A 24789-nucleotide genomic window follows, 5' to 3' on the forward strand; every position below is an offset into this window, starting at 1 on the left:
CGAAGCCGCCGCCATGTCCGAGCCGACCTCGTCGCTCCGCCGCTCACGCAGCCTGCGGTTGACGGTGCGCGGATGGGCGACGCTCGTCGCCGGGGTCATCGTCTTCGTGCTCGCCTACACCCTGGGGCGTCGTGAGCTGCTCGTGGTGGCGTGTCTCGCCCTGCTGCTGTCGCTCGGCGGCCTGCTCATCACGCGACTCCGGCGGCCGAAACTCGACGTCATCCGGCTGTTCTCGCCGCCCGTGGTGGCGGCGGGCTCGTCGGCGCAGGTGACCCTGCGGGTCTACAACGCGGGCTCGGTCACGACGCCGACGCTGCGCTGGAACGACGCCATCCCGTGGCGCGAGCGGCAGGAGGCCCACGAGCTCGACCCCATCCGCATCGGCTCGGCGAAGGCCCGCACCGCCGTGCTGCACTACGAGCTGCACCCGCACCGGCGCGGGCTGTTTCCGATCGGTCCGCTCGTGGTGGAGTACTCCGACCCCTTCGGCATGGCGCGTACGCTCTCGGCGTGCGGGGATGTGGACCGCCTCACGGTGGTGCCCGCGGTGACGCAGCTGCCGGTCGGCGGGCCCATCCTCATCGACGGCGACGGCGCCGCCCAGCTCGTGCAGCGTCGCGCGGTCGGCAACGACGACGACCTCACGACGCGCGAGTACCGTTCGGGCGACGCGCTGCGCCGCGTGCACTGGCGCGCCTCGGCCCGGCACGGCGAGCTCATGGTGCGGCAGGAGGAGCACCGCAGCCACCCCGATGCCCGCATCGTGATCGACACCCGGCTCGCGGGATATCCGGATGCCGTGCCCGATGCCGAGAACTGGCCTCCCGCTCCGCACAGCGACGCCTTCGAGTGGGCGGTGCGCATGCTCGCCTCGCTCGCCGTGCATCTGGACGAGGCCGGCTTCCGGGTGGATGTCGTGGAGACGGCGACGCCGCAGGTGGAGCAGATCGGCGAGCGCTGGGAGGGCGGCCAGCGCGTCGAGTCCTTCCTCACGAGCCTCGCCGCGGTGCGGCTGCTCGACCGTCACCACGAGTTGCCCGCGGTTGCGGCCGACGCCGTGGGGCCGACCTTCGCGATCCTCGCGCAGCCGGATGCCGAGGCCGTCGACTGGGTGCTGCGGCAGCGCCGACCGGGCCAGTCGGGCGCGGTGTTCGCGATCGGCATGAGCATGGACTCGCGCGAGCGGTTCGCCGACGCGGGCTGGTTGTGCGTCGACGCGAACCCGTGGGACGACATCGCCGACGTGTGGCGTTCCTCGGCGACCGAGGCGGGATACATCCGTGGTGCTCACTGACACGCGCCGGCCGGCACCGGCCGCGCAGAACCCCGCACGTTCGCCGCGTCGTCCCCGCCCCGCGAACGCGCCGTGGGCGCGCACCGTCCTGGTGGGGGCGGCGCTCGTGGCCGCTCTGGCCTCGCTGCACGTCACCCTGCAGGGCATCTCGTGGTGGCTCGTCGGTACGATCTTCGTCTTCGCGGTGCTGTTCGCCGCTGCGGCGGTCCGCCGCCTGCTGCGGGGCCGCGCGTGGCCGCCGATCATCTCCGCCGCCGTCGGCGTCGCCCTGCTCACCCTGATCTACGCCGCCGACACGGCGATCCTCGGTGTCATCCCGACGCTCGGCACCCTCGGTCGTTTCGGCCAGATCATCGAGCAGGGCATCACCTCGATCGTCGAGCAGCGGGTTCCGGCCACACCCGAGCTCGGCATCGTGCTGCTGCTCGCGGTGCTCATGATCGTGTGCGCGTGGTTCGCGGATGTCGTGGTCGCCGCGCGCAAGCCGGCGCTCGTCGCGCTGCCGCTCGCCGCGATCCTCGCGGTGCCGCTCGCGATCAAGCCGGGCCTCATCGACGCCCTCTGGTACCTCGTGACCGCGGCGCTCTACCTCGCCGTGCTGCGCATCGGACGTCCGCGCGACAGCCGCCGGGCCGTCGTGGTGGTGGGCGCCGCCGTCGCCCTCGGCTCGCTGCTGCTGCCGTATGCGATCCCGGGGGTCGAGGAGCAGCCAGCGAGCCGCACCTCGGGACTGCGTTCGGGCATCAACCCGCTCATCACGCTCGGCGACGACCTGCGCCGAGGCGACCCGACCCTCGCGCTCAGCTACACCTCATCCGCGAACTATCCCGTGTACCTGCGGCTCACGACCCTCGACAGGTTCACCGGCGGCACGTGGGGACCCATCGTGGGCGACACGCGTGGAGACAACCTCGACGCGTTCCCGTTCCCGGCCGGGCTCACGCAGGCCACCGCGGTCAACGCCGCGGAGGTCGACGTGACGGTCGCCGACGTCTTCACCAACTGGCTTCCGACGCCGTATCCCACCACCTCGATCACGGGCGTGGAGGGCGACTGGTTCTGGGAGCCCGACGGGCTGACGGTGCGCAGCGTCGACACCGGTGCCCGCGGTCAGCAGTACACGGCCGCCTTCCTCGAACCGCGCCCCACCTCGGAGCAGCTCGCGGCGACGACGGTTTTCCCCGCCGACGCGCCGGAGGGCAGCCTCGCGCTGCCCGGCGACATGCCCGCCATCGTCGTCGACACGGCGCACCAGGTGGCGGATGCGGCCGCGAGCGCCTATGACAAGGCGCTCGCCCTGCAGACCTACCTGCGCGGCGTGGACTTCAGCTACTCCGAGGAGGCCCCCGTCGACGAGGGCTTCGACGGCACCGGCATGGACGCCCTCGCGATCTTCCTCGAGCGCAAGACGGGCTACTGCGTGCACTACGCCTCCGCGATGGCGGTCATGGCGCGTGAGCTCGGCATCCCCTCGCGCGTCGCCGTGGGTTTCCAGCCGGGCGATCGGCGGTTCAACGACGGATCGAACCTCTACGAGGTGAGCACCGACGACCTGCACGCCTGGCCGGAGCTGTATTTCGACGACATCGGCTGGCTGCGGTTCGAACCGACGCCGGGACGGGGGCGGTGCCGCGGTACGGCTCGGCCCTCGTCGACGACCCCACGACTCCCCAGGACGAGAGCTCGCCGACGCCCGCGCCGACCCCGACCGTCGATGCGGCGGATCGCCCGGATGTCGACGACGGCGTTCCGGATGTCGCCGAGGCCGAGAGCCGGCTGGCCGCCAACGTACTGCTCGGGCTCGCGATCGTGGCGGCCATCGTGGTGGTGCTGCTGCTGCCCGCGGGATTCCGCGCCGGTCTGCGGATGCTGCGCCTGCGTCGCATCCGCCAGGGTCGCGATCCGGCTGCCGCCGCCTGGGACGAGGTGCGCGACACCGCGCGTGACGTGGGCTGGTCGGCATCCGAGACCGAGACACCGCGCGCCTTCGCGCTGCGCCTCGCCCCGGAACTCTCGGGCGACGCCCTGCGCGACTTCCGCGGTCGCATCGAGGTGGCGGCCTACGGCCGAGCGGATGCCGCACCTCTGTCGGGTGAGCAGCTCGCGGCGGTGCGCCGCAGCATCCTGCGCAGCGTGGAGCTGCGCACGAGATTGCGCGCATTCCTGCTGCCGCCGTCGCTCGTGCACCGCTGGCGTCCCGACCGCGACGCGTGAGGCATCCGGGGGTGTGGAACGTGCTGTCCAGGCCACCAACTGGGGGTGCGCGGGTGCGGATAGACCGACCGTTCTGATCGGTAGCTTGTGCGAGGGCCCGACTACCCATCGAGTCCAGATCAGAGTCCGCACCGACCCGAACGGTACGACCCATGCTCCGCCCTGCCCTCGCAGCGACGGCCGCGCTCGCGCTCGCCCTCGCAGCGCTTGTCGCGCCCGCCACCATCGCACCCGTCGCTCCCGCCTCGGCGGCCGCGTCCGGCTCCGGCCTGCTCTTCGAGACGGGGGCGCGACGTGCGCCTCGGACATCACGACTCCCTGTCGTGCCGCCATCGAGTGGCGGAGCGATGTCTACGGGCCGACAGGCGCCGGGCAGACCAACATCAAGCGGCGCACCCTGTTCTCGGTCTACGCGGTGGCGGGGGAGCGGATCCTGCTCGGCTCGTCATCGATCGGCGTGGGCAGTGCGGATGCCGTCGTCTGGAATCCGGGGCTCATCTCCGAGACCGAGGTCAACACGCTGCCCAATGCGAGCCTCCCCACGCCCAGCTACCGGTGCACCACGCAACGGCAGAACAGCGGCAACACTACTCTGGGCGTGCTCGACACGCGCGCCAAGGAGCTCGCCGGGCCGCGCGCGATCAGCGGCGGCGGAAACGCCGCGGGCTACGTGCCGTGCTATTACACGGTGCAGACCACGGGCATCCACCGCGTCGCGTTCTACGGCTCGGCCGGAGCGGGCGCCACGGGAGACGGCACGGTCAACCCGGCCATCGCGCCCGCAGGCACCTTCGACAAGCCCACGAACTCGAGCGCCATCCTCGCCTGGGACATCACGGTGCGCCCGGACGACACCTCGACGGTGAACCGCACGGGCCGGGTCTACACCTACTCGTTCGCCCTGTTCACCGCGGCCAACCCGCGCCCCGTCGTCGCGACGATGTTCCTCAACACGACCGACGGGTTCCGCTATCGCGTCAACACCCGGGGCCTCGATGGCAACGGCTTCGCGTACTACGGCAACCGCGTGGGCTTTCTGGATGCCGATGGCACGCCGCTGAACCGCGATGTCGTCTCGAAGGCGAGTGCTCCGCAGAGCCTCAGCCAGCTGGAGGGCGGCACTCGGCTCGCGTTGCCCGAGTACCCGTTGTCGCTCGAGCCCCTCGCCCCCGAGACCCTCACGGCGCTCGGCGTTCCGGTGACACCGACCAACCCGGTGCTCAACTCGGTGAGTTACGCCGGTAAGAAGACCGCCACGGGGAGCTATGTGAACCAGGGCGGAACCTTCACGGTCGACACCGGCACGGCGGGAACCTATGAGATCGTGCTCTCCCGCGACGGGGTCGACTTCGATCCCGGCCTTCCCGGGAACGCGACGATCCGCGGCGTGGTCCCTGCGGCGGGCGTGTACCTCGTGGACTGGGACGGCAAGGACAACTCGAGCGCGGCGTTCCCGGTGGGCGACGACTACGCCGTGCACGCGACCCTCCGCGGCGGCGAGTACCACGCCCCGATGCTCGACATCGAGAGCTCGTACTGGGGCGGCCCGACGATCACGCTCGAGAACCCGCCCAGCGGCACCTGCCCCTTCACGGGCGTGCCGAGCGACACCACCAACTGCACGACGGCGTTCTTCGACGACCGCGGCTACACCACGAGTTCGGGCGTCGATGTCGGGACCCCGGGGGATCCCTCTGCGCGAGCTTCGTCGGCAAGGTGCCGAACCCGCTGTTCAGCGACCCTGTCGTCGGTTTCGACTCATCGGGGAGCGACCGCACGTTCGGCACTACCGAGAACAGCAACGCGAACGCCTGGTGCGACGCCACCAAGGGCACCCTGGGAGATGCCAAGGGGCTCGACATCTGGACCTTCTTCCCGAGCGCCGTGCAGACCGCCGCCGCCGACGTGCTGCCGCTGCCCACCTCGCCCGATGCCGTCGCCGACAGCGACACCACCGCGGTCGGCACGCCGATCACGCGCGATGCCGCATCCGGCGTGCTCGTCAACGATGTCGGCACCAACCTGACCGTGACGGCGAACACCGCCCCCGCATCCGGCACGCTCGTGATCAACGCGGATGGCTCCTACACCTACACGCCCGCGGGCACCTTCACGGGTACGGTCACCTCGAGCTACACGGTGCGCGACGACGCGGGCCAGACCGACACCGCGGTGCTCACGATCACGGTCAGCCCGCGCGCCACAGACGACACCGCGACGACGACGGCCGAGACCGCCGTGACCCGCGGCGCGGCGACGGGGGTCTTGGCGAACGACGCGGGTTCCGGCCTGACCGTCACGGGCAACAGCGGCATCCCGAGCGACACCGGGTCGCTCGTGCTGAACACGAACGGCTCCTACACCTACACCCCGGCGGACGGCTTCTCGGGCGTGGTCTCGACGACGTACACGATCCGCGACAGCGGCGGTCATACCGCCACCGCGACGCTCACGATCACCGTCACCCCCGTCGCGGTCGACGACAGCGACACCACGAGCGCGGGCACGACGCTCACCCGCGCCGCGAACTCGGGCGTGCTCGCCGACGATCTCGGCAGCGGCCTCACGGTGACCGCATCCACAGACCCCGGCTCGGGCACGCTCGACCTCAGGCCCGACGGCTCGTACAGTTACGTCCCCGCAAACGGATTCTCGGGCACGGTGACCTCGGACTACACCGTGCAGGACACGGCAGGCCAGACCACGACGGCGACGCTCACGATCACCGTCACCCCGCGTGCCGTCGACGACACCGACAGCACCTCGGCCGGTACCGCGATTTCGCGCACCGCCGGCGAACTGCTCGGCAACGACCTCGGCACCGGCCTCACGATCTCGAGCAGCAGCTCGGCACCCGCGGGCGTCGGCACTCTGTCGATCGCCTCCGACGGCGATTACTCCTACACGCCGGCCGCGGGCTACTCGGGCACCTTCTCCGTCGACTACGTCGTCACCGATGCGGCCAGCCGCACCGGCACCGCAACGCTCACGATCACGGTGACGCCGGTCGCCGTGAACGACACGGATGCCACTACGGCCGGCACCGCGATCTCGCGTGACGCGGCATCCGGCGTGCTGCCCGACGACCGGGGCACCGGCCTCACGGTGACCACCCACACGCCGCTGCCCGCGGGGCAGGGCACGCTGACGATCGCGGCAGACGGCTCGTACAGCTACACACCGGCCGCCGGGTTCTCGGGCGACGCCGTCAGCACCTACACAGTCGCTGACACGGCAGGGGAACCACGACGGCCACCCTCACGATCACCGTCACGCCGGTCGCGGTCGACGACACGGATGCGACTACGGCGGGCACGGCGATCTCGCGCGATCTCGCCTCCGGCGTGCTCGCCGACGACCTCGGCAGCGCCCTCACCGTCACCGACTTCACGATCCCGGTCTCGGGCACGCTCGTGATCCACGCGGACGGCTCGTATGACTACACCCCGGCGGCGGGCTTCTCGGGCGACGTGAGCTCCACCTACACCGTCACCGACGCGGCGAGCCGCACGACGACAGCGGAGCTCAGCATCCGCGTCGACCCGCTCGCGCTCGATGACGCTGTGGCGACGCCGCACGGTCAGACCGTCACCGCGACGGGCGGCACCGGCGGCACCGGTGTGCTCGGCAACGACCTCGGCACCGGCCTCACCGTCACCGACTACGACACCGTCCCGGCCTCGCGCGGCGTGCTCACGCTCGGCCCCGACGGCTCGTACACCTTCGTGCCTGCGAGCGGATACTCGGGCATCGTCACCAGCGAGTACACGATCACCGACGGAAGCGGCCGCACCGCGACCGCGACGCTCACGATCGCCGTCGGTCTCGCGGCGGTCGACGACAGCGACGCGACGACGGTCGATACGCCCCTCACGCGTGACGTCGCGGGCGGTGTGCTCGCCGACGACGGCGGCACCGGGCTCGAGGTCACGCACTTCACCGACCCCGCATCCGGCACGCTCGTGATCGCCGCCGACGGCTCGTACAGCTACACGCCCGCGAGCGGCTTCTCGGGCATCGTGAGCTCGACCTACACGGTCACCGACGACGACGGGCAGACCGACACCGCCGTGCTCACGATCAGCGTGACGCCCGTCGCGGTGGACGACACGGACGCCACCACGGCAGGCACCGCGATCTCGCGGGATGCGGCGGCCGGGGTGTTGCCCGACGACCGGGGCACCGGGCTCGAGGTGTCGGACTTCACGGCGCCGGCATCCGGGACTCTCGACATCGATGCCGACGGTTCGTACAGCTACACGCCCGCAGCCGGCTTCTCGGGTGTCGTGACCTCGACCTACACCGTCGAAGACACCGCAGGCCAGACCACCACCGCGACCCTCACGATCACCGTCACGCCGGTCGCGATCGACGACACCGACACGACGACCGCCGATACCGCCCTCACCCGCACGGGTGGCGACGGCGTGCTCGGCGACGACCTCGGCACCGGGCTCACGGTCGCGAGCTCGAGCGACCCGGCATCCGGAACCCTCGTCATGCAGAGTGACGGCTCGTACACCTTCACGCCCGCCAACGGGTTCTCCGGCACGGTGAGCTCGATCTACACGATCCGCGACGCGCTCGGTCAGCTCGACACCGCGACCCTCACCATCACGGTGACGCCCGTCGCCGTGAACGACACGGATGCCACCGCGGCCGGCACCGCGATCTCACGGGATGCGGCGGCCGGGGTGCTGCCCGACGACCGGGGCACCGGCCTCACGGTGTCGGGCTTCACCACCCCGGCATCCGGGACCCTCGACATCGACGCCGACGGCTCGTACAGCTACACGCCCGCGGCGGGCTTCTCGGGCGTCGTGAGCTCCACCTACACCGTGCGCGACACCTCGGCGCAGACCACCACCGCGACCCTCACGATCACCGTGACCCCGGTCGCGGTCGACGACGCGGATGCGACGCCCGCGGGCACGCCGCTCTCGCGTGACGCGGCGGCCGGCGTGCTCGCCGACGACCTCGGCTCGGGGCTCGTGGTGACCGGCCACGCCGCTCCGGCATCCGGCACCCTGACCATCGCGGCCGACGGCGGATACGACTACACACCGACCCCGGGCTTCTCGGGAACGGTCACGTCGACCTACACCGTCCGCGACTCCTCGGCACAGACCACCATGGCGACGCTCACGATCACGGTGACGCCGCTTGCGGTCGACGACGCGGACACCACCTCGGCCGGGGTGACCGTGTCGCGTGATGCGGCATCCGGGGTGCTGTCGGATGACCGCGGCACGGGCCTGACGGTGACGGGCTTCACGGCGCCGGCGTCCGGAACCCTGACGATCGCACTCGACGGCTCCTATGTCTACACGCCGGCGGCCGGCTTCTCGGGCCCCGTCGCCTCGACGTACACCGTGCAGGACGCGCACGGCCAGCTCACGACCGCCGCGCTCAGCATCGACGTCACCCCCGTCGCGGTGGATGACAGCGACCAAACCACGGTCGACACGGCCATCACCCGCGACGCCGCGAACGGTGTGCTGCCCGACGACCTCGGCACCGCGCTCACCGTGACCACCCACACGGCGGCGGCGCACGGCACGATCGTCATCGCATCCGACGGCTCCTACGACTACACGCCCGACAACGGATTCTCGGGAACCGACTCGGTCGTGTACACCGTGCGCGACGCGAGCGGGCAGACCACGACCGCGACGCTCGTGATCACGGTCGCGCCGGTGGGAGGCGACGATGTGGCCACCACCCCGGCGGGCACGGTGCTCACCGTCGCCGCGAGCGGGGTGCTCGGCAACGACGCGGGGACCGCCCTCGCGGTCACCTCGCACACCCAGCCGGGCGAGGGTTCCGTCGCACTCAACGCCGACGGGTCGTACAGCTACACGCCGCCGGCCGGCTACTCGGGCGTGACGAGCTTCGACTACACCGCGACCGACGGCCTCACGAGCTACACCCAGACGGTGACGATGACCGTGACCCCGGTCGCGGTCGACGACACGGCCGAGGGCGATGTCGATGAGGTGATCGTGCTCACGCCGACCGAGCTGCTCGATGACGACCTCGGCGTCGCCCTCGTCGTGACGAGCGGCACGGATGGGGCGCACGGCACCGTCGTCGTCGCGGTCGACGGCACGGTCAGCTACACGCCCGAGCCCGGGTTCTCGGGCCAGGACACCTTCACCTACACGATCACGGGTGCGGGCGGCGTGGCCACCGCGACCGTGACGGTGCTCGTGCGCCCGAGCGCACCCGACGACGAGGTCCGCACACGGGTCGATGAGGCGGTCGACTCGGTCACCGGGCGCCTGCTCGCCGCGGCCCGCGGCACCGGGCTCGCCGTGGCGCGCTACACGCCGCCGAGTCACGGCACCGTCGTGGTCGACGCCGACGGCACCTACCACTACACGCCCGCCACGGGCTACGTGGGCCCGGACTCCTTCACCTACACGCTCGTCGATGCGTTCGGCACCGAGGTGACGGGAACGGTCACGATCTCCGTCGTGCCCCAGCTGCCGAACACCGGCGTCGACGCGCGCGTGTGGACCCTGGGCGGCCTGCTGGTGCTGCTCGCCGGGCTCGCCTTCGCGTTCGCGGCGCGCACTCGGCGGCGGATGGGCTGAGCCCGCGGGCTGCGCGTGCGGGAGCGCCGCGCAGCGACGTGTCTCGGATCCCCCTTCCGAGACGCGTCGCTGGGCGGCGTTCCCGGCGGCGTTCCCGGCGGCGTTCTCGGGCTGCGTCCTCGCGGGCGGGCCTCAGGCGTCGGTGGCGAGCAGCGGCCCGCCGCTGAGCGGGTTGCGCGTCCACTCGGCGCGCACTCCGAACACCTCGCGGATGAGGGCGGGCGTGAGCGTCGGCTGCGTCGGCCCGTGAGCGGCGACACGACCCTCCGCGAGCACGACGACCGCATCCGCGTGGGCCGCCGCGAGGCTCAGGTCGTGCACCGCCGCGATCACGGTGACCCCCTCGGCCGTGAGGGTGCGCACGAGCGCGACCATGTCGAGCTGCGCCGCGAGGTCGAGGTGATTGGTGGGCTCGTCGAGCAACAGGATGCGGGGCCGCTGCGCGAGCGCCCGAGCGAGCAGCACGCGCTGGCGCTCGCCGCCCGAGAGAGTGGTGACGTCCCGCTCGGCGAAGTGGGCCGCCCCCGCGCGCGAGGGCTTCGGTGACCGCAGCATCCGCGTCGGGGTCGCCGCCGCCGAAGATCGACTCGTGTGGACTGCGGCCGAGTCGCACGACATCCCGGCCGGTGAGCGGCAACTCGGTCGTGGCGTCCTGCTCCACGAGGGCCAGGATGCGGGCGCGGGCTCGGCGAGGCAGCGCCAGCAGGTCGACGCCGTCGTGCAGCACCATGCCCGAGGCGAGATGCTCGATGCCCGCGATCGCGCGCAACAGGGTCGATTTGCCGGCGCCGTTAGGCCCGACGATGGCGGTGAACGCGCCGACCGGTGCGTCGAATGCCACCCGATCGACGAGCGTGCGCGCGCCCACGCGCACCATCAACTCGCGCGCCTCGACGTTCGCCGTCGCCAGCATGTCGCTCATGCCAGGCTCCGGCGGCGCAGCAGCAGCGCCGCGAACACGGGGGCGCCGATGAGCGCCGTCACGATGCCGACGGGCAGTTCGCGTGGATCGAATGCGGCGCGCGCGAGCGTGTCGGCCCACACCAGGAACACGCCGCCGGCGAGGGCCGAGAGGGGCAGCAGCGCCCGGTTGCCTGGGCCGATGATGAGCCGCACGGCGTGGGGCAGCACGAGCCCGACGAAGCCGATCGACCCCGAGACCGCCACGAGCGCCCCCGTGAGCAGCGCGCCCGCACCGAGCAGCGCCCAACGGGCGCCCGTCACGGGCACCCCGAGCGATGCCGCTGCGCGGTCGCCGAACGCGAACGCGTCGAGCACCCGACCGGTGAGCACGAGCGGCACGCCGATCACGAGCATCGCGACACCCGCGATCGTCGCCTCCGGCCACCGGGCGCCCGCGAGCGAGCCCAGCAGCCAGCCGAGGATCTCGCGGTAGGAGTCGCCCGTGACGGTCCAGAAGATCACGAAGCTCGTGAGGGCCGCTGCGAACGCCGACACCGCGACGCCCGCGAGCACCGTGCGCGTGGGAGTGAGGGGGCCGAACGCCGAGGCGAGCCCGAGGGTCGCGAGCAGGGCGAGCGTCGCGCCGCCGAACGCGGCGACCGGCAGCAGGATGCCCACCCCGAGCAGCAGCACCGCGACGGCGCCGAGCGAGGCGCCGGATGAGAGCCCCAGCAAGTAGGGATCCGCGAGCTGGTTGCGCGTCACGGCCTGCATGACGCAGCCGACGAGCGCGAGACCGGCGCCCACCGCGGCGGCCGTGAGCACGCGCGGCAGGCGCAGCTGCCACACGATGCCGTCGTGCAGGGGATCGAGCGGCGACGGCTGGCCCGTGAGGTGCGCGATCACCGAACCCCACACATCCGCTGCCCCGATGTCGGCAGAGCCCACCATCACCGCGAGCGTGATCGAGGCGACGAGTGCCGCCCCGAGCGCGGTCGCGGCGATGGCGATGCGCGTCATCGGGCGGGCAGCTCCTTCCACTGCGCGGCGATGGATGCGGCGGCCTCGACGCTGCGCACGCCCGCCTCGCTCGCCGCGAACGGCACGACGATGTAGCGCTGCTGCTGCACGGCGGTCATGGCCGCCGTCGCCGGGTTGCCGGTGAGGTAGTCGATCTTGTGCTGGGCGGAGTTCCAGTCGGAGTCGACGAGCACGATCACGTCGGGGTCGGCCGCGATGATCGCCTCCCAGCCGAGCGGCGACCAGGTCGAGTCGACATCCGCGGCGATGTTCACGAGCCCGGCGGTCTCGAGCAGCAGCTGCGGGGCGCCGATGCCCGCACCCACGTAGGGGTGTCGGTGCCCGACGACCACCACAGCGCCGTCGGAGACCCGGATGCCTTCTCGATGCCGTCGAGCTGGGCGCGCTGCTCGGCGACCACGGCGGCGGCCGCATCCGGCACGCCGAAGATCGCACCGGCCTCCTCGATCTCGCGGAATACCTCGTCGAAGTCGAGCTTGGTAGGCTGCTCCGCGCTCTGGCAGGCGGCCGGCTGCACGTAGCTCGCGACGCCCAGGCCCGCGAGCTCATCGCGCGCGCCCGCGGCATCCGGGCTGAACGCCGACTCCCAGCCGGCGTAGACGAGGTCGGGCTCCACCTCGAGCACCGACTCCTCGTTCGGCATCTTGGGAGCGAGGCTCGGGATGCCGGCGGCGGCACCCGCCCACTGCTCGGGTACGGGACCGTCCTGGAAGGCGGTGCCGACGATGCGATCGCCGAGGCCGAGCGCGAGCATCATCTCGGTCGAGGTCGACTTGATGGTGACGACGCGCTGCGGGGCGGCGTCGAAGGTCACCTCGGCGCCGCAGTTGTCGATCGTGAGCGGGAAGGCATCGCTGGGTGTGGGCGATTGCGGGGCTGCGACGGATGCGGCGCACCCGCTGAGCAGAAGGGCGGGCACGAGCAGGAGGGGCGCGAAGCGCGGGGCCATGAGAGTTCTCCGGTGTATGCGGGCAGGGGCATGCAGTGTTCGCCAACTGCGTGAAGTCGGACCTCATGGCGGGAACGACGTCGCCGGGCCAGATCGAGCCCGGATTCCCCGATCCTACTCGCGTCGCGCAGTGGCGGCTTCGAGACGCGGCCGCTTCGCGACCGCTCCTCAGCCACCTGCCCGGCTGGTTGAGGAGCGCCGCCGCGCAGCGGCGTCGCACTCAGCTGGTTGAGGAGCGCCGGGCCGCAGGCCCGACGCGTCTCGAAACCAGCGTCCCCTGTGGATAGTCCCCGCCGCACTCCGCGCCGCTGGGCCACACTCAGCACATGGCCTGGGTCTACATCCTCCGATGCGCCGACGACAGCTACTACGTGGGCAGCACCACCCACCTGGAGTTCCGTCTCTGGCAGCACCAGAACGGCGAGGGCGCCGAGTACACCAAGCGCCGACGTCCCGTCGAACTCGCCTTCGCACATGAGACGGAGTCGGTCGCCGAAGCGTTCGGCCTCGAGAAGCAGATCCAGGGCTGGCGGCGCGCGAAGCGCGAGGCTCTCATCAGCGGTGATTTCCACTTGCTGCCGGGCCTGGCGAGCCGTCGACGGCCGCGCGGCACGACCTGAGAGGCGGCGGCTTCGAGACGCGCCTGCGGCGCTCCTCAGCCACCTGGGCAGACGAACCTAGCTGGTTGAGGAGCGCATCGCGAAGCGATACGCGTCTCGAAACCGGCGTCGTCTGTGGCGCTCGGCGGCGGCTTCGAGATGCGCCTGCGGCGCTCCTCAGCCACCTGGAGTCCTCACGCCGTCTGCGCCACCGCGAGCGCCGCGCCCACGGCCTCCACCTCGTCGCGCAACGCCCCCACCGTGACGCGCACATACGGGTCCTGCCCCTCGCCGAGCTGGAACGGGGTACCCGCCGCCACCCGGATGCCGACCGCCGCCAACTGCACGGTCGCGGAGCGCTCGTCAGCCACCCGCAGCCACGCGTTGATGCCGTCGCCGCGGGCCAGCCAGCCGCCCGCGTTGCGCACCGCGGTGGCGAGCGCCGCCTGCCGTTCGGCGTACGCATCCCGCGCCGCCGCGATCTGGGCGACCGACTCCGGATGCGTGAGCAGCTCGTGCAGGATCGCCTGCATCATGCGCGAGGTCCAGCCGGGCCCGAGCAGTCGCCTCGCCACCACCCGATCGACGAGCGGCCGCGGCCCGCCGATCGCGCCGATCCGCAGATCGGGTCCGTGCGACTTCGAGAAGCTCCGCACGTGCAGCACGCGATCCGGCAGCCACGTCGCAAGCGTCACATCCGGCGCCGAGCTGATGGCGCCCGAGTGGTCGTCTTCGATCACGATCGTGTGCTGCGCCGTGCGGCTGCGGTCCAGGATGCCGGCGAGCTGTTCCGCGCGCGCCGCCGTCATCGAGATGCCCGTCGGGTTGTGGGTGCGCGGCTGCAGCAGCACGATCGCGGGCGCGGTGCCGAGCGCGGCCGCGAAGGCCGCGGGCCGCATCCCCTCGGCATCGAGGTCGACGCCCACCGCCTGCAGTCCGTAGTGGTCGAGCAGGTCGATGAAGGGCGGGAACGTCGGGTTCTCGAGCACGACGCGGTCGCCGAAGCGCACGAGCGCCGCGAGGGCGCGGTCGATCGCGTCGAGGGCGCCGTTGAGCACCGTGATCGACTCCACGGGCGCGGGCCAGGTGTCGCGAAGCAGATCGTGCAGCTCCGGGATGTCGGGCTTGGCCTGGTAGCTCTGCGTATCGGCACGCGCACCCACCCGGGCGAGCGCGGGGCCGAGCGACGGCAGCAGCTCGGGGTCGGGGGTGCCGCGCGAGAGGTCGAGGCGCGCATCCTGGCCGCCGTCGATGCCCCGGTAGCGGCGGGGCAGCCACTCGCGCGGCTCGATGCGCACGAAGCTTCCGCTGCGTCCGCGGCTCATGATGAGCCCGGCCGCCGAGAGGGTCTGCCAGGCGTGGCTCACGGTCGCGGGGGAGACGCCGAGGTCGGCCGCGAGCTGGCGCACGGTGGGCAGTCGGTCCCCGGGAGCCAGGTCGCCCGTCGTGATGAGCCGTGCGATTCCGGTGGCGATTCCGTGCGGTGTGCGCTCATCGATGGCGAGGGCTACCGATTTCATGCGAACCCCCGTAGGTTTACGGTCACGTCACATTGTGCAACGTCCGCAAAATGTTTACGCCCTTGGATAACAAAACGCAAGCATGAGGAGGCCATCATGACCGTGGTACGTGCCGCGATCAGCCAGACGACCTGGACAGGCGACAAGGAGTCGATGCTCGACAAGCACGAGCAGTTCCTGCGTGACGCCGCAGGCCAGGGTGCGCAGATCATGTGCTTCCAGGAGCTCTTCTACGGTCCCTACTTCGGCATCACGCAAGACCAGAAGTACTACCGCTACGCCGAGGCCGCCGACGGCCCGATCGTGCAGCGCTTCGCGAGCGTGGCCAAGGAACTGGGCGTCGTGACCATCCTCCCGATCTACGAGGAGGAGCACACGGGCGTGTACTACAACACGACCGTGGTGGTGGATGCCGACGGCACGATCCTCGGCAAGTACCGCAAGCACCACATCCCGCACCTCGAGAAGTTCTGGGAGAAGTTCTACTTCCGTCCCGGCAACCTCGGCTACCCGGTGTTCGAGACGGCCGTCGGCCGCGTCGGCACCTACATCTGCTACGACCGCCACTTCCCGGAAGGGTGGCGTGAGCTGGGCCTGCGCGACGCGCACATGGTGTTCAACCCCAACGCCACCAAGCCCGGCCTCTCCAACCGCCTGTGGGAGGTCGAGGGCCCGGCCGCGGCCGTCGCCAACGGGTACTTCGTGCTGCAGCCCAACCGGGTCGGGCTCGAAGACAACGAATACGGCGACGAGGCCGTCAACTTCTACGGCACGAGCCAGGTGATCGACCCGCGCGGCAACTTCGTCGGCGAGCGCGGCTCGGGGAGCACGAGGAGGTGCTCGTGCGCGATCTCGACATGGCGATGGTGCAGCAGATGCGCGACGACTGGCAGTTCTTCCGCGACCGTCGGCCCGACAGCTACACGATGATCGCGCAGCCCTGAGCCCTGGCCCGCTACTGAATCAACGGAGATTTCACATGGCAACCACACTCATCACGGGCGGCACGGTCGTGTCGTCCACGGGGCGCTCGGAAGCGGATGTGCTGGTCGACGGCGAGCAGATCGTCGCCGTGCTCGCGCCCGGTTCGCAGCTGCTGGGGAGCGACCTCACGCGGAGCGTCGACACCGTGATCGACGCATCCGGCAAGTACGTCATCCCGGGCGGCATCGACGCGCACACCCACATGGAGATGCCCTTCGGCGGCACCAACGCATCCGACACCTTCGAGACCGGCACGCGCGCGGCGGCCTGGGGCGGCACGACGAGCATCGTCGACTTCGTGGTGCAGTACCCCGAGCAGAACGTCCTCGACCAGTACCACCTGTGGCACGAGAAGGCCGCGGGCAACTGCGCGATCGACTACGGATTCCACCAGATCCTCTCCGACGTGCAGGACTCGAGCCTCACCGCGATGGACGAGCTGGTCGCCGAAGGCGTCACGAGTTTCAAGCTCTTCATGGCCTACAAGGGCGTGTTCCTCTCGGATGACGGCCAGATCCTGCGGGCGTTCCAGAAGGGTGCCGAGAACGGCGCGATGATGATGATGCACGCCGAGAACGGCGCCATCATCGACGTGCTCGTGCAGCAGGCGATCGCGGCCGGCAACACGACCCCGTACTACCACGGGCTCACCCGCCCCTGGCAGGCGGAGGAGGAGGCCACCCACCGCGCGATCATGATCTCCGACCTCACCGGTGCGCCGCTCTACGTCGTGCACGTGAGCGCCAAGCAGGCCGTCGAGCAGATCGCGGCGGCCCGCGACCGCGGCCTCAACGTGTTCGGCGAGACCTGTCCGCAGTACCTCTACCTCTCCCTCGAGGAGCAGCTGGGTGCCTCGAGCGAGGAGTGGGGCGACTTCGAGGGCGCCAAGTGGGTGTGCTCGACGCCGCTGCGCTCGCGCGCCGAAGGGCACCAGCACCACATGTGGCAGGCGCTGCGCACCAACGACATCCAGATGGTGTCGACCGACCACTGCCCCTTCTGCATGAAGGGCCAGAAGGACATGGGGCTCGGCGATTTCTCGAAGATCCCGAACGGAATCGGCAGCGTCGAGAACCGCATGGACCTCATGTACCAGGGCGTCGTGAACGGCCAGATCACCCTCGAGCGCTGGGTCGAGATCACCTCCACGACCCCCGCGCGGATGTTCGGCATGTACGGCACCAAGGGCGTCATCCAGCCGGGCGCGGATGCCGACATCGTCGTGTACGACCCCAACGGTCACACCTCGATCGGCGTGGGCAAGGCGCACCACATGAACATGGACTACTCCGCCTGGGAGGGCTACGAGATCGACGGCCATGTCGACACCGTCATGTCGCGCGGCACGGTCGTCGTCGACGGCGGCGAGTACCTCGGCACCACGGGCCACGGGCGCTACATCAAGCGCGGCCTCACCCAGTACCTGCAGTAGGAGAGGAACCCGATGGACTTCGGAGCGGTACTTCAGACCAATCCGCCCGCGAGCCGCACCGTGCACCTCGCGAAGCTCGCCGAGCAATACGGATTCAGCCACGTGTGGACGTTCGACTCGCACATCCTGTGGCAGGAGCCCTACGTCATCTACAGCCAGATCCTCGCCGAGACCCGCCGCATCAAGGTCGGCCCGTTCGTGACCAACCCGGCCACCCGCGACTGGACCGTCACGGCATCCGTGTTCGCGACGCTCAACGAGATGTACGGCAACCGCACGGTCGTCGGCATCGGACGCGGCGACTCGGCGGTGCGCGTCACCAACGGAAAGCCGACGACCCTCACCGAGCTGCGCGAGGCGATCCACGTGATCCGCGAGCTCGGCAACAGCCGCGAGGTCGAGTACAACGGCTCGACGCTGCGGCTGCCGTGGTCCGAGGGCTCGGAGCTCGAGGTGTGGGTGGCGGCTTACGGCCCGCTCGCGCTCAAGCTCGCGGGCGAGGTGGGCGACGGCTTCATCCTGCAGCTCGCGGACGTCGACATCGCCAAGTGGATGATCCGCACGGTGCGCGAGGCCGCCGAGAAGGCCGGACGCGATCCGGATGCCATCACCTTCTGCGTCGCCGCCCCCTTCTACGTGGGCGACGACTGGCAGCACATGCGCGAGCAGTGCCGGTGGTTCGGCGGCATGGTCGGCAACCACGTGGCCGACATCGTCGCCAAATACGGCACCTCGGGAGCCGTGCCGCAGGCGCTCACCGACTACATCGCCGGGCGCACGGGCTACGACTACAACACGCACGGCAAGGCCGACAACGACCACGTCGACTTCGTGCCCGACGAGATCGTCGACCGATTCTGCCTGCTCGGCGACACCTCCGACCACATCGCGAAGCTCGAGGAGCTGCGCTCGATCGGCGTGCAGCAGTTCGCCGGATACCTGCAGCACGACAATAAGGAGGAGACGTTGCGGGTGTACGGCGAGACCGTCATCCCGGCGCTCCGTGACACCGTCGCCGCCAAGGCGTGACGGGCAGCACCTTCAGAGAAAGAACAGGACGCACCCGATGAGCACCAACCGCGAGGTCATCGACCTCGACCACGCCCACGTCTTCCACTCGTGGTCGGCGCAGGCAGCGTTGTCCGACTTCGCTCTCGCGGGCGGCTCGGGAACCGAGGTGTGGGACTGCGAGGGCAACCGCTACCTCGACTTCTCGAGCCAGCTCGTCAACGTCAACATCGGGCACTCGCATCCGAAGGTCGTCGCCGCGATCCAGGAGCAGGCGGCGACGCTCGCCACCGTCGCACCTGCGCACGCGAACCTCGTGCGGGGCGAGGCGGCATCCCGCATCCTCGCCAAGGCCGGGCCCGCCTTCGGCAAGGTGTTCTTCACCAACGGCGGTGCGGATGCCAACGAGAACGCCATCCGGATGGCGCGCGTCACGAGCGGTCGCGACAAGATCCTCTCCACCTACCGCAGCTACCACGGCAACACGGGGGCCGCGGTCGTGGCGACGGGGGACTGGCGCCGGGTGCCGAACGAGTTCGCACGCGGGCACGCCCACTTCTTCGGGCCGTTCCCGTACCGCTCCGAGTTCTGGTCGGACTCGCCCGAGCAGGAGGCCGAGCGCGCCCTCCACCACCTCGAGCGCGTCATCGTCTCGGAGGGGGCCGCCTCGATCGCGGCGCTGCTGCTCGAGGGCGTGCCGGGCACGGCGGGCGTCATCATGCCGCCGCCCGGATGGTATGCGGGCGTGCGCGAACTGTGCGACCGCTACGGCATCCTGCTCATCATCGACGAGGTGATGTCGGGCTTCGGGCGCACCGGCGACTGGTTCGCGTGGCAGAACCCCGAGATCAACCCCACGGGGATCGTGCCCGACCTCGTGACCTTCGCGAAGGGCGTCAACTCGGGATACGTGCCGGTCGGCGGCGTCATCATCTCGGAGTCGATCGCGCATGCCTTCGACGACCAGGTGTTCCCGGGCGGGCTCACCTACTCGGGGCACCCGCTCGCCGCGGCGTCGATCGTCGCGTCGATGGATGCCATGGAGGAGGAGGGCATCATCGAGAACGCCGCGCGGATCGGCCGCGAGGTGCTGGGGCCGGGGCTGCACGCGCTCGCGGAGCAGCATCCGATGATCGGCGAGGTGCGCGGGACCGGCGTGTTCTGGGCGCTCGACCTGGTGACCGACCGCGAGACGCGCGAACCGGTTCCGGGGGCGACGATCGGGGCTCTCAAGAAGGAGCTCATGGCGCGCGGCTACCTGCCCTTCGCCGCCGACAACCGCATCCACGTGGTGCCGCCGTGCACCGTCACCACCGAGGAGTGCCTGCGGGCGCTCGCGATCCTCGACGAGGCCTTCACCGCCGTCGCCGGCTGAGTCTTCTCTGCCAATCGCTGTAGCTCTACGCCCCGCGCGGCAGGAATGACCGGCGCTCGAGGCGTAACGCTGCAGCGTTCGAGCAGCACGGCGAGGAGCCGCGTAAACTCATCGATCGTGCCTGCAACCAGCCCCTACCTCGTGCCCGTGCACGACCTCATGCACCGCCCCGGCGAGCTGCGTGAGCGCGTGCTCGAGTTCGACGTGCCCGAGCAGCTCGGCGAGTCGATCGCGGTCGTCAAGCAGGGCGAACCGATCCGCATCGACCTGAGGCTCGAGGGCCTGCACGACGGCGTGCTCGTCACCGGCGAGGTCGACACGACCGCCGACGGCGAGTGCGTGCGCTGCCTCGACCCGGTCGAGGTGCCGGTCGAGGTCGAATTCCAGGAGCTTTTCGCGTATTCTCAAGACGAAGCTTTCGACTTCGCGATTCGAGACGATCACGTGAATCTCGAATCCGTCGTGCGGGATGCGGTGGTGCTGGCACTGCCGTTCCAGCCGGTATGTCGACCGGATTGCCCCGGCCTCGACTCCCTCACGGGGGAGAAGCTGCCGGATGGTGCCGTGCCGCAGAACCGCGAGGCGACCGACCCCCGGTGGGCGGCGCTCGAGGGCTTCCGCCCTGAGAACAACACCGACACCGAATAACGAGCTCCGGCCCCTGCCCCGACGCGCAGGGTGCCGAACACGAAAGTAGAGACAGCCATGGCCGTTCCCAAGCGCCGCCAGTCCCGTGCCAACACGCACGCCCGCCGCTCGCAGTGGAAGGCGTCCGTGCCGACCCTTGTGAAGACCGTCGAGAACGGCAAGGTCACCTACAGCCTCCCGCACCGCGCGAAGGTCGTCGAGGACTCGGCCGGTACTCCGCTGTACCTGGAGTACAAGGGCCGTAAGGTCGCCGACGTCTGAGTCGGTGCTGTCCGGCAGTCCCTCCGCTGCGGATGGCGAGGTCGATCGCGCCGAGTTGAACTCGGTGCTGCAGCTCGAGATCGAACCCGAGCTGCTGACCCTTGCGCTCACGCACCGCTCGTACGCGTACGAGAACGGCGGCATCGGCCACAACGAGCGACTCGAGTTCCTGGGGGACTCGATCCTCGGGCAGGCGGTCACCGTCATGCTCTACCTCGAGAACCCGGATGTCGACGAGGGTGAGCTGGCCAAGCGCCGTGCCAGCCTCGTGAGTTCGGCTGCGCTCGCCGAGATCGCCGCCAACATCCAGCTCGGCCGCTACCTGCTGCTCGGCCGCGGTGAGGAGCTCACGGGCGGGCGCGAGAAGCAGTCGATCCTCGCGGACTGCGTCGAGGCGATCATCGGTGCCGCCTACCTCTCGGTGGGCCCGGATGCCGCGACCGCGCTCGTGCTGCGCCTCATCGCGCCGCTCATGGCCGACCCCGACCGCTTCGGCGCCTCCATGGACCCGAAGACGAGCCTGCAGGAGCTCTCGACCCGTCTCGGCAAGGGCCTTCCGCACTACAGCGTCACCGACTCGGGCCCGGATCACTCCAAGCGCTTCACGGCGGAGGTCGCGATCGCGGGCGAGACGATCGCATCCGGCGACGGCACCAGCAAGAAGCAGGCGGAGATGGCCGCCGCACTCGCCGCGTGGGCCATCTTGCAGCGCCCCAAGCGCTGAGGCGCGCGCGTGCCTGAGCTTCCCGAGGTCGAGGTCGTGCGCGCGGGCCTCGTGCCCGCAGCCACGGATGCCGTGGTCACGCGCGTGCGCGTGTTCGACGAGCGCTCGCTGCGCCGGCATCCGGGTCCCGCAGAGGACTTCATCCACCGCCTGACGGGCGCGGTGCTTGCCGCGCCCTCCCGCCGCGGCAAGTACCTCTGGCTGCCGGTGGCCGAGAGCGACGAAGCGCTCGTCGTGCACCTCGGCATGAGCGGCCAGGTGCTGCTGCGCGACCCGGATGCCGAGATCGCGAAGCTCACCCGGATCGTTCTCGACATGGTGCAGCCCGGCCACGGGCCCGTGCGCCTCGACTTCGTCGACCAGCGCATCTTCGGCTCGATGGCCCTCGACGAGCTCGTGCCGACAGGTGACCAGCCCGGGGAGCGGGTGCCGAGGTCCGTCGTCCACATCGCTCGCGATCCGCTCGACCCGCACTTCGACGACCGGGTCTTTCTCGACCGGCTCGCCCGACGCGACACGACGATCAAGCGCGCGCTGCTCGATCAGACCCTCGTGTCGGGTATCGGCAACATCTATGCCGACGAGGCGCTCTGGGCCGCGCGCATCCACTACGACCAGCCGACCCGCGCCCTCAGCAGGGCTCGGGCCCGCACGCTGCTCGCCGAGGTGCGCATGGTGCTCGCGAAGGCGCTCGCCGAGGGCGGCACGAGCTTCGACGCCCAATACGTCAACGTGAACGGCGCATCCGGCTACTTCTCGCACTCGCTCAACGCGTACGGGCAGCAGGGGCTGCCGTGCCCGCGCTGCGGCACGCCGATCGTGCGCGAGGTGTTCATGAACCGCGGCTCGCATTTCTGCCCCCGCTGCCAGCGCATCCGCGTGCCCCGCTCCGCCTGACCGCATCCGCGCGCCTGACCGCATCCGCGCGCCTGACCGCATCCGCGCGCCCCGCTCCGCCTGACCGCATCCGCGACCTCACCGCGTCGCGCGCCGCCCGCTATGTCGAAAATGCAGGAGTCGCCGCCCGCCCGCCGCGGATGTGCGGGCCTGTGGCCTCCGACACGCCCGAGATCTCCTGCATTTTCGACAAAGGCACGGGGCAAGCGGATGCGGCGATCGCACAGCCAGGAAGGCACCCGCCCCGGTAATCTGGGTCGAGGACCCGACGTAAGGACACGCCATGGCCAATCCCGCTTTCTCGACGAACCCCGCCTTCAACGGCAAGGGGTGCCCACGATCCCGACGCCGACCGCCGAGCAGTTGCAGACGCAGTTCGAGCTGCCGTCGGCGCCCGACCCGGCCGCTGCCGCACCGATGACGGTCGACGGCACCGTGCGCGTCTCGTTCGCGACCTTCGGCGTGCTGCTCCTGGGGGCCGCGATCGGATGGGTCACTCTGCCGATCGTGCCGTTCCTCTTCATCGGCGCCGCGATCGTCGGCTTCGTGCTCGCCCTCGTCAACATCTTCAAGCGCGAGCCCTCGCCGGCACTGATCCTCGGCTACGCGGGCGCGCAGGGCATCTTCCTGGGCGGCATCTCCTCGCTTTTCGAGTCGATGTATCCGGGGATCGTCACGCAGGCCGTGCTGGGAACCTTCGCGGTCGTCGGCGTCACCCTCGTGCTCTTCGCGAGCGGCAAGATTCGCGCCTCGGCACGGGCCACGAAGATCTTCCTCGTCGCGATGGTCGGCTACCTCGTCTTCTCGCTCATCAACGTGGGGCTCATGGTCTTCGGCGTCTCCACCGACCCGTGGGGCCTGCGCACCGGCGTCGAGATCTTCGGCATCCCGCTCGGCATCCTCCTGGGCGTGCTCGCGGTACTGCTGGGTGCGTACTCGCTCGTGCTGGACTTCGACTTCATCCAGAAGGGTGCGCAGAACCGCATCCCGAAGAAGTACCAGTGGACCGGCGCCTTCGGCATCATGGTCACCGTCATCTGGCTCTACCTCGAGATCCTGCGCCTCATCGCCATCGCGCGACGCTGAGGCCTCGAGCCGACGCTTCGAACACGGCCCCGCGGATCATCCGCGGGGCCGTCGTCGTCTCAGAGCTCGAGCTTCCAGGCGCCCTCGTAGCCCATCGGCACGAAGCCGAGCGCCTCGTTCACGTCGAGCATGTGGCGGTTCTCGTCGGCATTCCAGGTGGTGATCGAGGGTGCCCCGGATGCGTGCGCGCCAGCTGGGCGAGGTTCGCGAGCTTGAGCAGCATCCCGAGTGCGTGGCCGCGGTGCTCGCGCAGCACGAGGGTGTCGCGCTGCTCGACGGGGGCGGATGCCGCAGGCGGCACCGAGAGCTGCGTGAAGCCCGCGAGGTGGCCGTCGGGGGCCTCGGCCGCGACCGTCAGCAGAACCGTGCCGTCGCTGTTGGTGCGCTCCTCGTGCTCGGCGACGCGGTCGCCGGTCCAGATGTCCTCCGGTTCTTCGAGCGCCCCCTGCGGCGCGTCGGTGCTCATGCGCGTGTAGAGCACGGCCATGTCGTCGCGGAACGCCTCGGGTGTCGTGCCGGTCCACTCCCGGATCGTGTAGCCGTCGCCCGTGCGAGCGCGCGCCGCTGCGAGACGTGCGTCGAGCCCGTCGGCATCGAGCGGCAGCGGGAGGCGGCTGCCGCGCACCACTTGCTCGAGCCGGTAACCGCGGTGCAGCAGGAAGCGCACCTCGGGATTGTCGGCGGGAAGCGAACCCGAACCGGTCGGCGGCTCGATGCGCGGACCGGGGCCCTCGGGCGAGACGATGTAGACGATCGCGTGGGTGCGGCCCTCGGCCCGGGCACGCGCCTCGGCGTGATCCATGATCGCGGTGCCGATGCCGCGCCCGCGGTACGCGGGCAGCACCCGGGCGTCCACCCAGCACGCGCGCGTGTCGCCTTCAGCGAGGTGCTCGTACAGACCGCGTGCGACGATGCGGCCGTCCAGGCGCACGGCGAACAGGTGGTGCGGGGAGTGCGGGTCCTGGAACCACCCGAGCAGGGTCTCGGCCGTCACTCGCACGTCCGGGGTCCCGTAGCCCAGCTCCTCGACGGTGTTGCGCACCTCGACCGTCTCGGCGAAGTCGGCCCACGCGGTGCCGCTGCGCTCGCTGGGGATCGGCAGCTCCTCGACGACGATGTCGCTCATCCGCCCAGCCTGACACCGATGCCGGGCCACCGCATCCGACCAGCTGGCCAAACGCTGCAGCGTTGAGCGGCGCGCGCCCGAAATGACTGCCGCGCCGGGCATGGCGCTGCAGCGTTTGTGAACCGAGGCGAG

The 24789-nt window shown here is 70.6% G+C and carries 17 protein-coding genes and 3 pseudogenes; 14 read left to right on the forward strand and 6 right to left on the reverse strand.

Annotation, left to right across the window (positions count from 1 at the left end):
• Positions 1-13: 13 nt before the first annotated feature.
• The 4 genes from QQK29_RS11055 to QQK29_RS11070 are packed head-to-tail and all read left to right on the forward strand — an operon-like array spanning position 14 to position 10104.
• Positions 14-1294: a DUF58 domain-containing protein gene (locus QQK29_RS11055; protein WP_284300297.1), complete on the forward strand. Its 1281-nt coding sequence runs from the start codon at positions 14-16 to the stop codon at positions 1292-1294.
• Positions 1281-5534, forward strand: coding sequence for a transglutaminase TgpA family protein (locus tag QQK29_RS11060; protein ID WP_284300299.1), 4254 nt, complete (start codon positions 1281-1283; stop codon positions 5532-5534). The genes QQK29_RS11055 and QQK29_RS11060 overlap by 14 nt, the downstream gene beginning before the upstream one ends.
• Positions 5480-6925 carry an Ig-like domain-containing protein gene (locus QQK29_RS11065; protein WP_488803246.1) on the forward strand — a complete coding sequence of 482 codons (1446 nt, stop codon included), beginning with the start codon at positions 5480-5482 and terminating at the stop codon, positions 6923-6925. The genes QQK29_RS11060 and QQK29_RS11065 overlap by 55 nt, the downstream gene beginning before the upstream one ends.
• Positions 6829-10104: a beta strand repeat-containing protein gene (locus QQK29_RS11070; RefSeq protein WP_488803247.1), complete on the forward strand. Its 3276-nt coding sequence runs from the start codon at positions 6829-6831 to the stop codon at positions 10102-10104. Before QQK29_RS11065 ends, QQK29_RS11070 begins: the two co-directional genes overlap by 97 nt.
• Positions 10105-10236: 132 nt before the next feature.
• Here QQK29_RS11070 and QQK29_RS11080 read toward each other — a convergent pair whose 3' ends face one another.
• The 4 genes and pseudogenes from QQK29_RS11080 to QQK29_RS11100 form a co-directional block, all read right to left on the reverse strand.
• Complete coding sequence (locus tag QQK29_RS11080; protein WP_284300301.1) at positions 10237-10659, reverse strand: ATP-binding cassette domain-containing protein; 423 nt, start codon at positions 10657-10659, stop codon at positions 10237-10239.
• A 64-nt stretch (positions 10660-10723) separates the two neighbouring features.
• A pseudogene (locus QQK29_RS11085) lies at positions 10724-11026 on the reverse strand (ATP-binding cassette domain-containing protein); the annotation flags it as partial.
• Complete coding sequence (locus tag QQK29_RS11090) at positions 11023-12027, reverse strand: putative F420-0 ABC transporter permease subunit (protein WP_284300303.1); 1005 nt, start codon at positions 12025-12027, stop codon at positions 11023-11025. The gene QQK29_RS11090 and the pseudogene QQK29_RS11085, both read right to left, overlap by 4 nt.
• Positions 12024-12997: pseudogene (locus tag QQK29_RS11100) on the reverse strand (putative F420-0 ABC transporter substrate-binding protein). The gene QQK29_RS11090 and the pseudogene QQK29_RS11100 overlap by 4 nt, the downstream one beginning before the upstream one ends.
• A 326-nt stretch (positions 12998-13323) precedes the next feature.
• Here QQK29_RS11100 and QQK29_RS11105 point away from each other — a divergent pair.
• On the forward strand, positions 13324-13617 hold the full coding sequence (locus QQK29_RS11105) for a GIY-YIG nuclease family protein (protein WP_284300309.1): 294 nt from the start codon (positions 13324-13326) through the stop codon (positions 13615-13617).
• Positions 13618-13790: 173 nt separating this feature from the next.
• Here QQK29_RS11105 and QQK29_RS11110 read toward each other — a convergent pair whose 3' ends face one another.
• Positions 13791-15116 carry an aminotransferase-like domain-containing protein gene (locus QQK29_RS11110; protein ID WP_284300311.1) on the reverse strand — a complete coding sequence of 442 codons (1326 nt, stop codon included), beginning with the start codon at positions 15114-15116 and terminating at the stop codon, positions 13791-13793.
• Between the two features lie 96 nt (positions 15117-15212).
• Here QQK29_RS11110 and QQK29_RS11115 point away from each other — a divergent pair.
• The 9 genes and pseudogenes from QQK29_RS11115 (at position 15213) to QQK29_RS11155 (ending at position 23531) form a co-directional block, all read left to right on the forward strand.
• Positions 15213-16060, forward strand: a pseudogene (locus QQK29_RS11115) (nitrilase-related carbon-nitrogen hydrolase).
• A gap of 35 nt (positions 16061-16095) precedes the next feature.
• The gene (hydA, locus tag QQK29_RS11120) at positions 16096-17532 is read left to right on the forward strand and encodes a dihydropyrimidinase (RefSeq protein ID WP_284300313.1); all 1437 of its coding nucleotides are present in this window, start codon (positions 16096-16098) and stop codon (positions 17530-17532) included.
• Between the two features lie 12 nt (positions 17533-17544).
• Positions 17545-18561: a TIGR03842 family LLM class F420-dependent oxidoreductase gene (locus QQK29_RS11125; protein WP_284300315.1), complete on the forward strand. Its 1017-nt coding sequence runs from the start codon at positions 17545-17547 to the stop codon at positions 18559-18561.
• 37 nt (positions 18562-18598) lie between these two features.
• Positions 18599-19915, forward strand: coding sequence for an aspartate aminotransferase family protein (locus QQK29_RS11130; RefSeq protein ID WP_284300317.1), 1317 nt, complete (start codon positions 18599-18601; stop codon positions 19913-19915).
• A gap of 117 nt (positions 19916-20032) precedes the next feature.
• Complete coding sequence (locus QQK29_RS11135; protein WP_284300319.1) at positions 20033-20563, forward strand: YceD family protein; 531 nt, start codon at positions 20033-20035, stop codon at positions 20561-20563.
• 57 nt (positions 20564-20620) lie between these two features.
• Complete coding sequence (gene rpmF, locus QQK29_RS11140) at positions 20621-20824, forward strand: 50S ribosomal protein L32 (RefSeq protein WP_141146263.1); 204 nt, start codon at positions 20621-20623, stop codon at positions 20822-20824.
• 4 nt (positions 20825-20828) lie between these two features.
• Positions 20829-21548, forward strand: coding sequence for a ribonuclease III (gene rnc, locus QQK29_RS11145; protein ID WP_431308687.1), 720 nt, complete (start codon positions 20829-20831; stop codon positions 21546-21548).
• Positions 21549-21557: 9 nt separating this feature from the next.
• On the forward strand, positions 21558-22445 hold the full coding sequence (gene mutM, locus QQK29_RS11150; protein ID WP_284300325.1) for a bifunctional DNA-formamidopyrimidine glycosylase/DNA-(apurinic or apyrimidinic site) lyase: 888 nt from the start codon (positions 21558-21560) through the stop codon (positions 22443-22445).
• A 330-nt stretch (positions 22446-22775) separates the two neighbouring features.
• Entirely contained in the window at positions 22776-23531 is a 756-nt protein-coding gene (locus QQK29_RS11155) for a Bax inhibitor-1/YccA family protein (RefSeq protein ID WP_431308688.1), read from the forward strand.
• A 118-nt stretch (positions 23532-23649) separates the two neighbouring features.
• On the opposite strand, the gene QQK29_RS11160 is transcribed toward QQK29_RS11155, so the two are convergent.
• Positions 23650-24657 (reverse strand): GNAT family N-acetyltransferase, encoded by a 1008-nt coding sequence (locus QQK29_RS11160; protein ID WP_284300328.1) that lies wholly within the window; start codon positions 24655-24657, stop codon positions 23650-23652.
• Between the last annotated feature and the right edge of the window lie 132 nt (positions 24658-24789).

The sequence above is a fragment of the Homoserinibacter gongjuensis genome, assembly GCF_030161875.1.
GTDB classification, from domain to species: domain Bacteria; phylum Actinomycetota; class Actinomycetes; order Actinomycetales; family Microbacteriaceae; genus Homoserinibacter; species Homoserinibacter gongjuensis.